13 protein-coding genes and 1 other RNA gene are annotated in these 13,159 nt (G+C 60.0%); 7 read left to right on the forward strand and 7 right to left on the reverse strand.

The window, feature by feature from the left end; genetic code table 11:
- Positions 1–3: 3 nt before the first annotated feature.
- Positions 4–486 (reverse strand): DinB family protein, encoded by a 483-nt coding sequence (locus JHD62_RS13810; RefSeq protein ID WP_199103378.1) that lies wholly within the window; start codon positions 484–486, stop codon positions 4–6.
- Between the two features lie 79 nt (positions 487–565).
- Here JHD62_RS13810 and JHD62_RS13815 point away from each other — a divergent pair, with 79 nt between their 5' ends.
- Positions 566–1,483, forward strand: coding sequence for a LysR family transcriptional regulator (locus tag JHD62_RS13815; RefSeq protein WP_199103379.1), 918 nt, complete (start codon positions 566–568; stop codon positions 1,481–1,483).
- Here JHD62_RS13815 and JHD62_RS13820 read toward each other — a convergent pair.
- Positions 1,480–1,734 carry a DUF2917 domain-containing protein gene (locus tag JHD62_RS13820; RefSeq protein ID WP_199103380.1) on the reverse strand — a complete coding sequence of 85 codons (255 nt, stop codon included), beginning with the start codon at positions 1,732–1,734 and terminating at the stop codon, positions 1,480–1,482. The two genes, JHD62_RS13815 and JHD62_RS13820, sit on opposite strands and share 4 nt — an antisense overlap.
- Before the next feature lie 175 nt (positions 1,735–1,909).
- Here JHD62_RS13820 and JHD62_RS13825 point away from each other — a divergent pair, with 175 nt between their 5' ends.
- On the forward strand, positions 1,910–3,334 hold the full coding sequence (locus JHD62_RS13825) for a PLP-dependent aminotransferase family protein (RefSeq protein WP_199103381.1): 1,425 nt from the start codon (positions 1,910–1,912) through the stop codon (positions 3,332–3,334).
- Positions 3,335–3,389: 55 nt separating this feature from the next.
- Here the strand turns inward: JHD62_RS13825 and JHD62_RS13830 are convergent, their stop codons facing one another.
- Positions 3,390–4,661, reverse strand: coding sequence for a RidA family protein (locus JHD62_RS13830; protein WP_199103382.1), 1,272 nt, complete (start codon positions 4,659–4,661; stop codon positions 3,390–3,392).
- A 300-nt stretch (positions 4,662–4,961) separates the two neighbouring features.
- Here JHD62_RS13830 and JHD62_RS13835 point away from each other — a divergent pair, with 300 nt between their 5' ends.
- The 4 genes from JHD62_RS13835 (at position 4,962) to JHD62_RS13850 (ending at position 8,395) form a co-directional block, all read left to right on the forward strand.
- Positions 4,962–6,203, forward strand: a complete 1,242-nt coding sequence (locus tag JHD62_RS13835) for a hypothetical protein (RefSeq protein WP_199103383.1) — start codon at positions 4,962–4,964, stop codon at positions 6,201–6,203.
- Between the two features lie 82 nt (positions 6,204–6,285).
- Positions 6,286–6,462 (forward strand): hypothetical protein, encoded by a 177-nt coding sequence (locus tag JHD62_RS13840; RefSeq protein WP_199103384.1) that lies wholly within the window; start codon positions 6,286–6,288, stop codon positions 6,460–6,462.
- A gap of 264 nt (positions 6,463–6,726) precedes the next feature.
- On the forward strand, positions 6,727–7,041 hold the full coding sequence (locus tag JHD62_RS13845) for a rhodanese-like domain-containing protein (protein ID WP_199103385.1): 315 nt from the start codon (positions 6,727–6,729) through the stop codon (positions 7,039–7,041).
- Between the two features lie 103 nt (positions 7,042–7,144).
- Positions 7,145–8,395, forward strand: coding sequence for a cystathionine gamma-synthase family protein (locus tag JHD62_RS13850; RefSeq protein WP_199103386.1), 1,251 nt, complete (start codon positions 7,145–7,147; stop codon positions 8,393–8,395).
- Positions 8,396–8,457: 62 nt separating this feature from the next.
- On the opposite strand, the gene JHD62_RS13855 is transcribed toward JHD62_RS13850, so the two are convergent.
- Entirely contained in the window at positions 8,458–9,489 is a 1,032-nt protein-coding gene (locus JHD62_RS13855) for a histone deacetylase family protein (protein ID WP_199103387.1), read from the reverse strand.
- Positions 9,490–9,610: 121 nt separating this feature from the next.
- On the opposite strand from JHD62_RS13855, the gene JHD62_RS13860 reads away from it, so the two are divergent.
- On the forward strand, positions 9,611–10,093 hold the full coding sequence (locus JHD62_RS13860) for an Lrp/AsnC family transcriptional regulator (RefSeq protein ID WP_045847312.1): 483 nt from the start codon (positions 9,611–9,613) through the stop codon (positions 10,091–10,093).
- 69 nt (positions 10,094–10,162) lie between these two features.
- On the opposite strand, the gene JHD62_RS13865 is transcribed toward JHD62_RS13860, so the two are convergent.
- The 3 genes from JHD62_RS13865 to JHD62_RS13875 form a co-directional block, all read right to left on the reverse strand.
- The gene (locus tag JHD62_RS13865; RefSeq protein WP_199103388.1) at positions 10,163–12,169 is read right to left on the reverse strand and encodes a methyl-accepting chemotaxis protein; all 2,007 of its coding nucleotides are present in this window, start codon (positions 12,167–12,169) and stop codon (positions 10,163–10,165) included.
- Positions 12,170–12,406: 237 nt separating this feature from the next.
- Positions 12,407–12,771, reverse strand: a transfer-messenger RNA (tmRNA) gene (ssrA, locus tag JHD62_RS13870).
- A 68-nt stretch (positions 12,772–12,839) separates the two neighbouring features.
- Positions 12,840–13,159 (reverse strand): hypothetical protein (locus JHD62_RS13875; RefSeq protein ID WP_199103389.1); only part of this gene is annotated, 320 nt, incomplete at its 5' end.

Below are 13,159 nucleotides of genomic sequence, written 5' to 3' on the forward strand. Positions count from 1 at the left end.
CCTTCAGGCTGTTTGATGCAGAAAAATGGTGAGGCTGTCCTTGGGCGGGCGGATATCCGCCTCGGCCAGCATGCGGCCCACCATGCCGCGATGATAGCTGCCGTGGGTAATCAGGTGCAGCAGCATTTCGCAGCGCTGCATCCTGCCCGGCTTGCCATCGACAAAACGGAAGTCCACCGCCTCGGTCAGCTGGCTGGCGTCCACGCTGTCCAGATATTGCAGATACCAGTCATCGCTGGCCTGCTGACGCGCCTGCAGCGTGGCCAGGGTTGGCGTTTCCGGTGTGTTCAGCGCGTCAAAGCCGTGCGGAAGCTGTTGCAGATTGGCCTGGAAGATCTGCTCCACCAGCCACACATGGTTCAGCATGCGCACGGCGGTGGTCTGGGTATCGGCAGATAGTGCCGGTAGTTGTTGTTCCAGCAGGGCAAACAATTGCCGGTTGGCCCAGGCCTTGGCCTGAAACAGGGTGTGCAGTTGGGTGTGCATGAGCTGTCCTCCGTGAAAAATCCTAGCTTATTCTGCTTTTTACCTTTTAGAATCGGCCACTCAGGAAAATTATTGCTGAATGGAATTCATCAATATGGTGGAAACACAAACCGGCGAGCTGCTGGCCGTGTTGTATCTGAGCGAAACCGCCAGCTTCACCCGTGCGGCAGAACGGCTGGGGCTGACCGCCTCGGCACTGTCCAAGGCGATAGACCGGCTGGAAAAACGCCTGGGCTGCCGCCTGTTTGCCCGCAGTACCCGCAGGGTGGTGGCTACGGCGGAGGGCGAGCGTTTCATCGCCCATGCCCGGCGCATCGTGGACGACCTGGCCAGTGCCGAAGCCGACCTGCGTTTTGGCCGCAATATTGCGCAAGGCACACTGCGCATTACCGTGGGTACCGCCTTTGGCAACCAGCAGTTGCTACCGGCGCTGCCACGCTTCATGGCGCGTTACCCGCAACTGCGGCTGGCCTTGTCGGTGAGCGACCATCTGGTGGACATCGCCGCCGACGGTTTCGACCTGGGCTTGCGGCTGGGTCCGCTGGGCCCGGTGGACAATCTGGTGGCGCGCCCCATTGCCAGCCTGCCGCGCAAGGTGTGTGCGGCGCCTGCCTATCTGCGACAGTTCGGCAGCCCAGGGCACCCGGACCAGCTGGCACAGCACCAGTGCCTGGTGGTGGCGGATGTAGAGCAGGCCGACCAGTGGCCCTTCATGGTGGATGGCGTATTGCGCCGGGTGGATGTCAGCGCCCGGCTGAGCGTGGACAGTGCCGAATCCCTGCTCAGTCTGGCCTTGGCCGGGGCTGGCATCATCCGCCAGTCGGCCTTCTTGCTGGAACCGGCATTGCAGGACGGCCGGCTGGTGGAAATCCTGCAGCCGTGGCGGGTGGACGACAGCATGCCGCTCACCGCCTTGTACCCGCCTGGCCGTCAGCATCAGGCCAAGCTCACCGCCATGCTGGACTTCCTGCAGGAAACCTTCGGCCAGCCAGACTAGCCGCAGCTGGCCAGTTGCAACAGGCTGTGCTCACCCTGCAACTGCAAACTCAGCTGGGCCGGGCCGCTAACGGCTTCCAGCAATAGTGTTTCACCGCTTGCCTTGCCCGGCGTCCAGCTGGCACCACGCGCCAGAATCACATCCTGGCCGCAGTAGCTGATCCATACACGTCCTTGCTGTACGCTCAGGCTGTGCGGCAGGCGGCCTTGCAGGCTTAGCAATTCACCCTGTTTCAGTAGCAATGTGGTCATGTCGTGTGCTCCCGTGCTGTTGATGACAAACAGCTTAGCGCTGGCAAAACAGTGCCGGTAGCCACACAGTTGGCCAAAAACAGCCATGACAGCGCAGGTTTTTCTGCAACTGTACTGCCTGTTTTTGTGCACAACTGTCCGTGGTGCCAGTGATTCAATCCCTTATCATGGAGGCATGGACAAGCAGCCTCTTTATCAGCAACTGGCCGATGACATCGCCGCCCAGATCGCCAGCCGCGTATTGCGCGTTGGCGAGCGTCTGCCGTCGCTGCGCGACATGAAATTGCGGCGGGGTCTTAGCCTCAGCACGGTACAACAGGCTTTCCGCCTGCTGGAGGACCAGGGCCTGGTGGAGGCGCGGCCACAGTCCGGCTACTTTGTGCGCCAGCGCAGCGACAGCACGCCTTTGCTGCGCCTGACTGCGGCCACCGAGGTGACGGTGGACCCGCTGTTGTGGAGCTATGTCGAGGATCAGTCCGAACAGCACACCGAGCGCATGCAGGGTTTTCGCAGTGCCGTGGCGCCGCACGACCTGCTGCCCACCGCCCAGTTGCAACGCATGACGCTGGACTGCATGCGTCATCACCCGGACCTGCTGTCCGACTACGGGCGCCCCAGCGGCCTGCCAGCCTTCAAGCGCCAGATTGCGCGGCTGGCACTGGAGTGGGGTGGTCAATTGCATCCGGAACAGCTGATTGTCACCCAGGGCACCATCGAGGCGCTTAACCTGGCCTTGCGCGCGCTTACCCGGCCGGGGGATGTGGTGGCGGTGGAGTCACCAGCCTATTTTTCGCTGCTGTTCACGCTGAAGGCGCTGGGTTTGCGCGTGGTGGAGATTCCCACCGACCCGGTGAGCGGCATTTCGGTAGACGCGCTGGAGCTGGCCACCCGCGATTCCGCCATCAAGGCGGTGATTCTGGTGCCCAATTTTTCCAATCCGCTGGGCGCGCTGATGCCGGATGCCGCCAAGGAAAAAGTGGCCGACATGCTGGCCGAGCGTGGCATTCCGCTGATCGAGGATGATGTTTACGGCGAGTTTTACTACGGCAGGCAGCGGCCACGCCCGATCAAGGCGTTTGATCGTAGCGGCAACGTGCTGTATTGCGCCTCGCTCACCAAGGATGTGGCCCCCGGCTTGCGCATAGGCTGGATAGATCCGGGTCGCTATCGCAACCAGGTGGAAGTGCAGAAATATCTCAGCACGCACTCCACACCTACGCTGAATCAGGCGGTATTGGCGCGATTTCTGGAAAGCGGTGCCTATCCCCGCCACATGCGGCGCTTGCGCCGTGCCATTGCCAGCCAGATGCAAGGCTTGTTGCAGGGTCTGGCGCAGCATTTTCCGGCTGATGTGCAATACACCGCGCCGCAAGGCGGTTTTGCCTTGTGGCTGGTGTTTCCGCAGGGTTTCGACAGTCTGGTCTTGCACCAGCAAGCCCGGCAGGAAGGCATAGGCCTGGCACCCGGGCCGCTGTTTTCGCCACGCGGCGGCTATCGCCATTGCGTGCGCCTGTCCTGCGCTGCGGCCTGGACGCCGGAGCAGCAGGCCAGACTGGAGCGGCTGGGCCAGTTGGTGTGGCAGCAATACCGCAGCGGCTAACAAACACGGCAGAACCGTGTTCGCCAACCGCTGCAAAGTTGCCAGTCACCGTGCTTTAGCGGCGCGGGGCAGTGCCTTCGGCATTGGCCAGTACGGCATCAATCTGGATGTCCGCACCAGCCGGCAGGCTGGCCACGCCGATAATGCGACGGGCCGGTGTGGCGTTGGGGAAGTAATCCCGATACACCGCATCCACCAGCGGCAGGTCGGCCAGCCGGGTCAGGCAGATATTCACTTTCACCACATCCGCCAGACTGTGCTCAATGCTGTGTGTAATGTTCTGCAAGTGTTCCAGACACTGGCGGGTTTGTGCGGCAATGCCACCAGCCACTACCTTGCCGTCATGGGCGCTAACGGGCAGCAGTGCGGAAATGTGGTTGTAGTGCGAGAAGGCAACCGACTGCGTGGCCAGCTTGTCCTGCGGCACGTCCGCGCTGCGGCCGGTACGGATGACAATACCGTGACGGTCTTCCACTGCTTGCGGCGGGGTGCCGTCGCCATGCGATACCACGGCTTCTATCTGGATACGGGCTGCCAGCGGCAGCGCCTGTGCCGGAATCACGCTGCGGGCCGGGAAATAGGCATGGCTGCGGGCAATGGCGGAATCCGGAAAGAAAGTACTGTAAACAGTGTCTACCGCGGGCAGGTCGGCCAGGTCTGTCAGGTACAGGTTGATTTTGACAATGTCGTCAAACGGCACGTCAATGCTGTTCAGGATAGCCTTGATATTGCGCAGGCACTGGGCGGCCTGTTCTTCGATGCCACCTTCCACCAGCACGCCGGTATGCGGGTTCACCGGCAGTTGTGCGGTCAGGTTGTTGTAATGGGAAAACGCTACGGTCTGGGTAGACAGGGCAGAGCAGGGTGCGCTGTCGGTATTGCGCGCCAGCTTGATCAGGTCGCCGGCTTGCGGCGCATTCGGAATGGTGCCTTCGCCATTGGACAGCAGCGCTTCCACCTGCAGCAGCGCGCCCAGTGGCAGGTCATGCACGGCCACGGCGGTCAGTGCCGGTACGTAAACCGGGAAGAAAGTGGCGTATACGGCATTCACCGTGGCCAGGTCGGCGATATCACGCAGGAAGATGGTGATGCGCACCACATCATCCATGCTGTGATTGATGCTTTCCACGATGCTGCGGATATTCTCGAAGCACTGTTCTGCCTGCTGACGGATGCCGCCGGCTACCAGCTGGCCGGTGGCGCGGTCCAGCGGCAGCTGTGCCGACAGATTGTTGTAGTGAGAGAAGGCGACACTGTGTGCGGCCTGACGGTCGGCGGAGGGAAGGCCGGCAGCGTTGCGGGCCAGAACGGCATTGAAAGTGCTCATGGTATATATTGCCTCGTGCGGGGAAAGGGTGGCTTGACCTGTGCCTGTGGCTTGCCTGTGCGTGGGTGACGCGGTTTTGCTACCGGCTTGCAGTTGCCAGATAAGAAAACGTGAATATAAGAGATGTCTTATTATTAGTAAATAAGCGAATATTGATATTTATCAAGCAATGGCCATGCAGGCAAATGCGCCGTCCTGCCTGACGGAAAAAGCGGGTGGCTTGCTCCTGCAAAATGCACTGGTAGCCATTTTTTCCTGTCGTGACAACAAAACAGTTACCGACTCCAGAACGGAGAAATCATGCAGCAGCGCTCATCAGTCAGCCTGTTTTCACGCCACCTTGCCGGGCTATGCATGTGCCTGTTGATGCTGGCAGACACGCAGGCTGCACCGCGCAGTCAGCAAGATCTGCGCAGCTTCATGCATGGCGTGGTGGCACTGCCAACAGCGCAGAACGGCCACTACGATGTGTTTTTCAGCAGCGCCGGTTTACCCCCGCGCGGGGAAGATGCACAGGGCCGCTGGCAGCATGATGTCTATCTGCTGCACTGGCACAGTGACGAAGCTGTGCAAGGCCAGCCGCAGATCCTGATTGCCAGGCCGGAAGCGCAGGAGCCGGTTTCCGCCGCGCGTAACAGCAGAGGCCATGTGATGCTGACATTTGAAGACGGCTGGAACAGCAAGGACGAAGTCAGCCAGCGCTACGCCGTGTACGATGCCGCCATGCGGCCGATCAAGCCTTATCCGCAAACGGCCGTGTCCGGCGGACACTCCGGCCATGTGGCGGCAGTGGGCGAGCGCTTTGTGCTGTTTTATTCCGATGGCTGGGTGGATGGCGACGGCGTAAACGGGCAGGGGAGCGGCAACGGGGTGTATGCGCAGGTTTATGACGGGCAGGGTGAAATCCTGCAGTCGATTGACGTGGTGGATGAGGAGCGCGCCTGGTGGCCCATGCTGGCCGGTGGCGAGCGCACGGCCTTGCTGGTGTGGCAGCAAATCACCGACGGGCAGAAAACCGGTCAGCTGAACATGGCCGTGCTGGACCCGCAGCGCGGCAGCCTCAGCGATATCCGTCTGCTATCCGCCGACTTGCAGCTGTACCACTACAATCTGGCCTGGTTGCCTGCCGTGTCACGTTTTGTGGTGCTGGCCACCATCAAGGGACAAGGGATGGCCTGGCTGCTGGACAGTGCCGGCCAGTTGAAGGCCCGTCTCGATTGCCTGCCCGCCACGGTGCGCGAGTCCGGGCTGATGGTGAGCGGCACTACGGTGTTTACCCCCACGGCGGATGGCCGCTTGATGCAGCTGGCTGCCGGGCCGGACAGCCTGCAACTGCAAGGCCTGCTGCGTGAGAGCAAGGGCCGCCCTGTGCCCTGGCGGCCGGTGGGCAGTGTCGGCCTGCCACGCCGCGATGGCCGGCTGGACTGGCTGTCGCTGACCGAACGCGGCGTGCAATGGTGGCAATTCGACCCGCGCCAGACCAGTCCGGCACGCTCTGCCACCCGCTGTGCCAGTGCGGGGGACGCATCACTGCAGAAATGATTTACAGCTTTTCACTGCCAGTTGCCTCAAGCTTTTGCCACCTGCGTCGATAAACACCCAAACAAAGCACAAGGGGAAATCGATGACAAACCGCGACGGCAGCAAGATTGAAGCCTACACGCTGGAATTTTTTGCACTGGATGAAAAAGTAAAAGAAGCGCGGGCACAGTTGCAGCATATTGAAAACCTGTTGCTTGAAACCGGCTGTATTCCGTCAGTACCGTCGCTCATGCCTGCAGTGTCCGCCGCCGCGCACTGACAGGCTTCAAGTCAGCTTCAGTCAGCAGTACACCGCAAAGGCCGGACTCTCCGGCCTTTGTCATGTCTGCCTGCCAGATTCACCCAGCCTTCCGTCCGCTTGGCACTTCCGCCGGTATCACCCCGCCCACGCCATGCCGATGTTCACCAGACTTCCGTTTTTTGACAAAGAAGCCGGGCAAGTGCCGCTGGCTCTGGTTAAAATAAGGTCCATTCGCGCGCCTGCATGTTGCCGGGCGCAGGAACTGCTTCAATCAAGGACAGCATGTTCAATTTCATTTCCCGGCTGCTCTTCGGCGCAGGCAAGCCAGCGGCATTGCCTGCCAATGTGCTGGTGGTGGATGTGCGCGAGCCCGCCGAATTTGCCGGTGCGCACGTGACGGGTGCCATCAACATCCCGCTGGCGGATATTCCCGCCCATACCGCACAGCTGCTGGCAGAAGCAAGGCCGGTGGTGCTGTACTGCCAGGCCGGCATGCGTGCAGAGCATGCCAGGAAAATGTTGCTGGCCGCCGGTTTGCCACAGGTCATCAATGGCAAGAACATGGCGACGGTGAACCGCCTGCTGCAGCAGCGCTGAAATACAACGATCACCGGACAGGACAAAACAGGCGGCAGAGCCGCTGACACCGGACATTCGCTACCGGACAGGGTGCGGATGGCCCACATCAGGAAACAGGATAATGAGTAAAACAGACAAGCAGGGCCTCTCCACCACCATCGTGCACCGTGACCGTCGGGCGGGCATGGAATATGGCGCATTGCGCGCCCCGGTACACAACTCGGTGCAGTACGGTCTGGAAAGCGTTGAAGACCTGATCGGCATTTTCCAGGGCAGCAAGAAAGGCGGCTTCAATTATGCCCGTCAGGGCACGCCCACCACGGCGGCGCTGGAAGCCAAGATCACAGAAATCGAACACGGCATTGGCACCGTCTGTTTTGCCACCGGCATGGGCGCGATTGCTGCGATCTTCCTGTCGTTGCTGAAGGCGGGCGACCATATCGTGTCCAGCCGCCATGTGTTCGGCAATACCAACAGCCTGCTGGGCACGCTGCGCCAGTTCGGTGTGGAGGTGAGCATGGTGGACATGGCCTCGGCAGACAGCGTGGCTGCAGCCCTCACTCCTGCCACCCGCATGGTGTTTGTGGAAACCATTGCCAACCCCGGAACCCAGATTGCCGACCTGCAAGGCATAGGCCAGCTGTGTCAGGCCCGTGGCCTGGTGTATGTGGTGGACAACACCATTACCTCGGCTGCATTGTTCACCCCGGCCAGTGTTGGTGCCAGCCTGGTGGTGAACTCGCTCACCAAGACCCTGGCCGGCCATGGCGCGGCGCTGGGTGGTGCGGTGACGGATACCGGCCTGTTTGATTGGTCGGCCTATCCGAATATCGCAGACGACTACCGCAAGGGCCCGGCAGCCCAGCAAGGCCTGACCCAGATCCGCAAGAAAGCCTTGCGCGACATGGGCGCGTCGCTGTCGTCCGAGCATGCCAACCTGATTTCCATCGGCATGGAAACGCTGGCCTTGCGGGTAGGGCACTGCAGCAACACCGCCCAGCAACTGGCCGAATACCTGGAAGCCCACCCGGCAGTGCGCAAGGTGTCCTATCCGGGCCTGCCCAGCCACCCGCAATACCAGCGCGCGCGTGAACTGTTCCGTGGCAATGCCTGGCTGCTGTCCTTCGAGCTGTTCGATGCCGCACAAACCAATACCTTGCTCAACACCCTGCAAGTGCCGATCAAGGCCACGGGCCTGGGGGATACCCGCACGCTGGTGATTCCGGTGGCGTCCACCATTTTCTGGGAAGCCGGCCCGGAAAAACGCAAGGAAATGGATATTCCGGACGGCATGGTACGGGTGTCGGTCGGGCTGGAAGAGGTGGGCGACCTGATTGCCGATTTTGAACAGGCTTTTGCCAGCCTGGGCTAAGTCCTGAATGAAAGCGGGCGCGCCGACCGGGAGGTCCGCCGCCCGTTGTTACATGGCCAGTTTCAGCGTGCGTCGGCAAAGCCCTGCAACACATTCACTGCGTTGATGCCGATTTCCTCCACCATATAGCCACCCTCCATCACAAACAGGGTAGGCGCGCCAATGGCGGCAATGGTGGCCCCCATGCGCAGGTAGTCCGGGCTTGCCAGCCTGAAATGGCTGATCGGGTCGTGCTCGAAGGTATCCACCCCCAGTGAAATCACCACGGCATCCGGCTGATAGGTGCGGATGCGCTGGCAAGCATCCTGCAGGGCAATTGCGTAGGCCGCCCAGTCGGTGCCGTGTGGCAACGGGTAGTTGAGGTTGAAGCCAATGCCGGCTCCGCTGCCGGTTTCGTCGCGATGGCCGGAAAAATACGGGTAGGAGCGGCGCGGGTCGCCATGCAGCGAGACAAACAACACATCCGGGCGCTGGTAGAAAATGCTTTGCGTGCCGTTGCCATGGTGAAAGTCCACATCCAGCACCACAACCCGCTTGCCGCCCTGATCCAGGCAGGACTGCGCGGCAATGGCCGCATTGTTCAGATAGCAGTAACCGCCCATGTACTCCGCCGCCGCATGGTGGCCGGGCGGGCGGCATAGCGCAAAAGCACTGTCGTGGCCTTGCAGCAGGTGGTCCATGGCGCTGAGTGCTGTATCGGCGCTGCCGCGCACCGCCTGCCAGGTGCCGCTGGTGATGGCTACCCCGGCATCCATGGCGTAAAACCCCAGTTTGCCGTCGATATGTTCCGGCTCGATATCACTGCGCAAATCCCGCACCGGCCACACCAGTGGCAGCGCATCATGCTGGTGGCCCAGCGCGCTCCACTCCTGCCACGCCTGTTCCAGAAAACGCACGTAGCGTTCGCTGTGTACCCGTGCATAACGTGCGCTGTCATAGTGTGCTGCCCTGGCAATTTCCCCCAGGCCGCTGTGGCGCACGCGCTCCAGAATGGTGTCGGCACGGTGCGGCATTTCAAAGCAGGGCGACACCTTGCCATCCTTCAGTTCGGAGGCGTGGTGCAGTTGGTGGTCCGGATTATAAAAAGTAAGCATGTTGAACCCTGGCTGGCTGTTGTCCTGTTGCACAGTATGCTTGCCAGCCAGGAAAAATTTTTTGCTTTTCTTGTTACAAAAAAGCCAAACTGCGCAAAGAAAATTACAGAATTGGCAAAAAATGAGAAAGAACAAAACGGATGACGCACTGGATGCAGTGGACAAGGCCATCCTGCAGCATTTGCAGCGTGACGGTGCCATGTCCACGCCCAAGCTGGCCGAACAGTTGTCACTCAGCGTCACGCCCTGCTGGCGACGGCTCAAAAGGCTGGAAGAAGAGGGCTATATCCTGGGTTATCAGGCCAATCTGGACCGCCGCAAACTGGGGCTGGATGTACTGGCCTATGTCAGCCTGCGCTTTGGTAATGTCGGCGATCAGGAACCCAACCGCTTTGAAGCGCTGATTCGCGACCATGAACAAGTACTGTCCTGTCACAAAATCACCGGCGAGGCGGATTATCTGCTGGTGGTGCTGGCCAGGGATCTGGACGACTACAGCGCCTTTGTCGAGCAATTGCGCGCCGTGCCGGGCATCAGTGCCATCCATTCCAATCTGGCGCTGAAAGAAGTGAAAGCCAGCAGCCGCATTCCGCTGCCAGACTGAAACGCCCCGGTCGCTGCTTGCGGTCCGGGGCGCTGGGTGATGGCTGTTCAGGCGTATGCCCTGTGGCTGTCAGACATATTCATGGCTGTGATTGAAGAACTCGAAACAGGCTTTCAGTTCGTCCTGCTGGCGCGGGCTGATGTCGACAAATTCCAGACCGTAAATTTCGCCATTGTCCTCCGCCTGCAGCCACTTCACCCGGGCAGTCAGCTTAAGCGGGGCTTGCTCGCGGTAATCATCAATGCTGTCATGCGGCAGCAATACCTGCAGTTGCATCAGGCTGTGCTCGGCCCGGTTCAGCGCCAGCGGCAGGCGCAGCTTGATGCCGGACAGACTGAAGTCCTCGGTAATGGCATCGCGTAACTGATCGCCATCCTTCACCTGCACCAGAATATGCTGGCGCACACGCGGCAGCCTGCGGTTGTCGTTGGCAATCGCCTCTATCTGGCTGGACTGGTCAAACTGGAAGCTTTCCATGATGGTGCGCAAATCGGTGGAGGTGCGGAACAGCACCTCGCTGATGGCGCCGGTGGTATGCACTTTATAGGCATTGTCACTCAGCGTGGTCAGCAGGGTTTCCAGCTGGCCGCGCATGGTTTCCAGCCTTGCCATCTGCTCCTGGCTGGCCGCGCCGATTTGCCGGGCCGCCGTCACATTGCCTTCGATATCCTCCACCAGCCCGCTGATGGACTGGCTGGCCTGTTCGGCTTTTTCCATGCCCAGCCGCGTGCTGCTGATGATGCCTTGCACTGACTCGGTATTTTCCTGAATCAGCGTCCCCAGGCTGTTGATGATCTGGGTGATTTCGTCGGTAGCCTTGGCCGCATTCTGTGCCAGCTTGCGTACTTCGTCCGCCACCACGGCAAAGCCGCGGCCATGCTCGCCGGCGCGTGCCGCCTCAATCGCCGCATTCAGTGCCAGCAGGTTGGTCTGGTCGGTGATGCTGGCAATGGACTGGGTAATCACCTGGATTTTCTGGTTGGCTTCGCCCAGCGCCACAATGCGGGTTTCGGCATGGTGCGCCTCGGCCACCGCAGCATCCATCTCGCGGATGTTGTCACGCATGGTGGACATGCTGTCGTGTGCGCTCTTGCGCGCCTTGTCGGCGTGTTCGGTCACGCTGCCGGCAAGGTCCAGCACGGTTCTGGCTGTTTGCGACAGGTCCGACGTAGCCTGGCGCACGGCGGCAGAATGCTGCTCCTCTTCATTTGAGGTATCGGCAATATGGCTGGAAATATCGGAAATCTGGTAGGACGACTGCACCACCTGCTTGGTGTTCAGGTCGATCTTGCGCATGTACAAGGTCAGCTGCTCGGCCATATGACGCATGGTGGACAACAGGCTGTTGTCATGGCCGGAGCGGTCGATGATTTCTACCGCCAGATTGCCACTGGCAATGGTGTTGGCAATGCTGGCCGCGTAGGCCGGTTCGCCACCCAGTATCCGCAGCAGGCGACGGTATTGCAGCAGGCTGATACCCAGCACGCTCAAGGTGGTGAGAATGGCAATCAGCGCATAGGCCAGTACGGCATTGTCCCGCACCGTGGTCTTGTACTGCTGGGTTTGCTTGCTCTTGTTCGCCAGGCTTTGCGCCAGCTGGTCCAGGCTCTTGTTGATGGCTTCGGTGGAATCATCAAACCCGTTCCCCTTGGCCTTCATGATGGCATTGCCAGCCTCCCGTCCCTGATGGATATAGGCCTCGGCCATTTTTACACCCGTCTGGTGCAAGGCCTGCACCAAAGGCTTGATCTGTCCTACCTCAGATGCTGCATCCGGCAACATGGTTTGCAACACATCCAGGTTCTGCATCGCCTGCTTGAGGTTTTCCGCAGCATCCCGGTAATCGTCCCCACCTTCGCCAGTCGCTCCGGCATCGGTCAGAAACTGCTGAATCTGCACCACGTTAAAACGTGTATCCCGAAACACCAGGCTGGCCTGGTTGAAGCGCTCCACCTCATCATCGGCCTGACGTTGCAGATTGTTGGTCCACCAGGTAACGGCACTTCCCGTCAGCAGCAGGCTGGCAACCAGCACCGCTCCCAGAATCATGGTTTTCTTTACCGATGATGAAGACATATAGGCTCCGGCCAAATCTTGATAAGTGAATTTGTCGGACAGAATACACAAGAAGCAGCAAAAGGAATATCCGGATTCTGGTTGCTGCATCAGACAAAGAAGACAGGCGGCAGAGCGGTAAGGTGGATTGCGTCGGACAGCAAACGCCTGTCCCTGCATGTGTTCTTGGTTTCTGGGGCATGAAAAAAGCCATTGAGAACCAGTAAGTTACTGATCATCAATGGCTTTTAGAGGTTCTGGTGGAGGCGGCGGGAATCGAACCCGCGTCCGAAAGTCCTCTACAGTGAGTTCTACATACTTAGTCGTGTCATTTGGATTTAACCTCCACTACGCCGACGGACAGGCTGAGCTTTGGCGAGTTACCTAAAGTTTCGCACCAGACCAAGTAACCCGGAAAGGCACTAGCAGATGTAAAGTGACACTACAGGGTTTTGACGCCCCCGGCCCATCTGCGAACCGTTGTAGTGTCTAGCCGGCCGTTAGGCTGCTAGAGCGTAAGTTTCGTCGTTTGCGACTAAAAAAATTCAGTGTTTTACGGGATGACTGAAATCCCGGTATGCCCCCATCTGCTTCGCAACCCCCGTCGAAACCAGGTCGCCCCCAGATAAGACTGACAATTATATAGATAAACCGTGCTCAGCACCAGCCCGGCTGTGCCGGGTGATCTGGCTTACTTGCTGGCGATCTGCACGCCCTGGGCGTCCTTGTCGGTGTTGTAGCGGACAACAAGGTGTTTGGTCGGTACGCCGGATGCCACCAGGAACTGTTTCACCGCCACGGCGCGGGCGTGGGCTACGGCGCGGCCATGGTGGCAGTAACCACGGATAATCAGCTTCTTGCTGGACTGGAAGCTGGCAATCTGGCGCAGGATCTGGCCTTTGCCTGCCTCATCCAGCTCGCGGCTGTCGGCAGCAAACGGAATGAAAGACGGGTTGGCTGCCATATTGGCATCAATCTTCTTCTCCAGCGCGGCCTTGGCCAGGGCTGCAC

It is taken from the genome of Aquitalea sp. ASV11 (genome assembly GCF_016429185.1).
In the GTDB taxonomy this organism is placed as follows: domain Bacteria; phylum Pseudomonadota; class Gammaproteobacteria; order Burkholderiales; family Chromobacteriaceae; genus Aquitalea; species Aquitalea pelogenes.

Excerpts from the sequence above, each read along its gene's own strand:
- JHD62_RS13820 (WP_199103380.1), bottom strand. The coding sequence starts at position 1,734 with ATGACCACATTGCTACTGAAACAGGGTGAATTGCTAAGCCTGCAAGGC.
- JHD62_RS13860 (WP_045847312.1), top strand. The coding sequence starts at position 9,611 with ATGAGAAAGAACAAAACGGATGACGCACTGGATGCAGTGGACAAGGCC.
- JHD62_RS13810 (WP_199103378.1), bottom strand. The coding sequence starts at position 486 with ATGCACACCCAACTGCACACCCTGTTTCAGGCCAAGGCCTGGGCCAAC.
- JHD62_RS13815 (WP_199103379.1), top strand. The coding sequence starts at position 566 with ATGGAATTCATCAATATGGTGGAAACACAAACCGGCGAGCTGCTGGCC.
- JHD62_RS13845 (WP_199103385.1), top strand. The coding sequence starts at position 6,727 with ATGTTCAATTTCATTTCCCGGCTGCTCTTCGGCGCAGGCAAGCCAGCG.
- JHD62_RS13840 (WP_199103384.1), top strand. The coding sequence starts at position 6,286 with ATGACAAACCGCGACGGCAGCAAGATTGAAGCCTACACGCTGGAATTT.
- JHD62_RS13825 (WP_199103381.1), top strand. The coding sequence starts at position 1,910 with ATGGACAAGCAGCCTCTTTATCAGCAACTGGCCGATGACATCGCCGCC.
- JHD62_RS13830 (WP_199103382.1), bottom strand. The coding sequence starts at position 4,661 with ATGAGCACTTTCAATGCCGTTCTGGCCCGCAACGCTGCCGGCCTTCCC.
- JHD62_RS13855 (WP_199103387.1), bottom strand. The coding sequence starts at position 9,489 with ATGCTTACTTTTTATAATCCGGACCACCAACTGCACCACGCCTCCGAA.
- JHD62_RS13835 (WP_199103383.1), top strand. The coding sequence starts at position 4,962 with ATGCAGCAGCGCTCATCAGTCAGCCTGTTTTCACGCCACCTTGCCGGG.
- JHD62_RS13850 (WP_199103386.1), top strand. The coding sequence starts at position 7,145 with ATGAGTAAAACAGACAAGCAGGGCCTCTCCACCACCATCGTGCACCGT.
- JHD62_RS13865 (WP_199103388.1), bottom strand. The coding sequence starts at position 12,169 with ATGTCTTCATCATCGGTAAAGAAAACCATGATTCTGGGAGCGGTGCTG.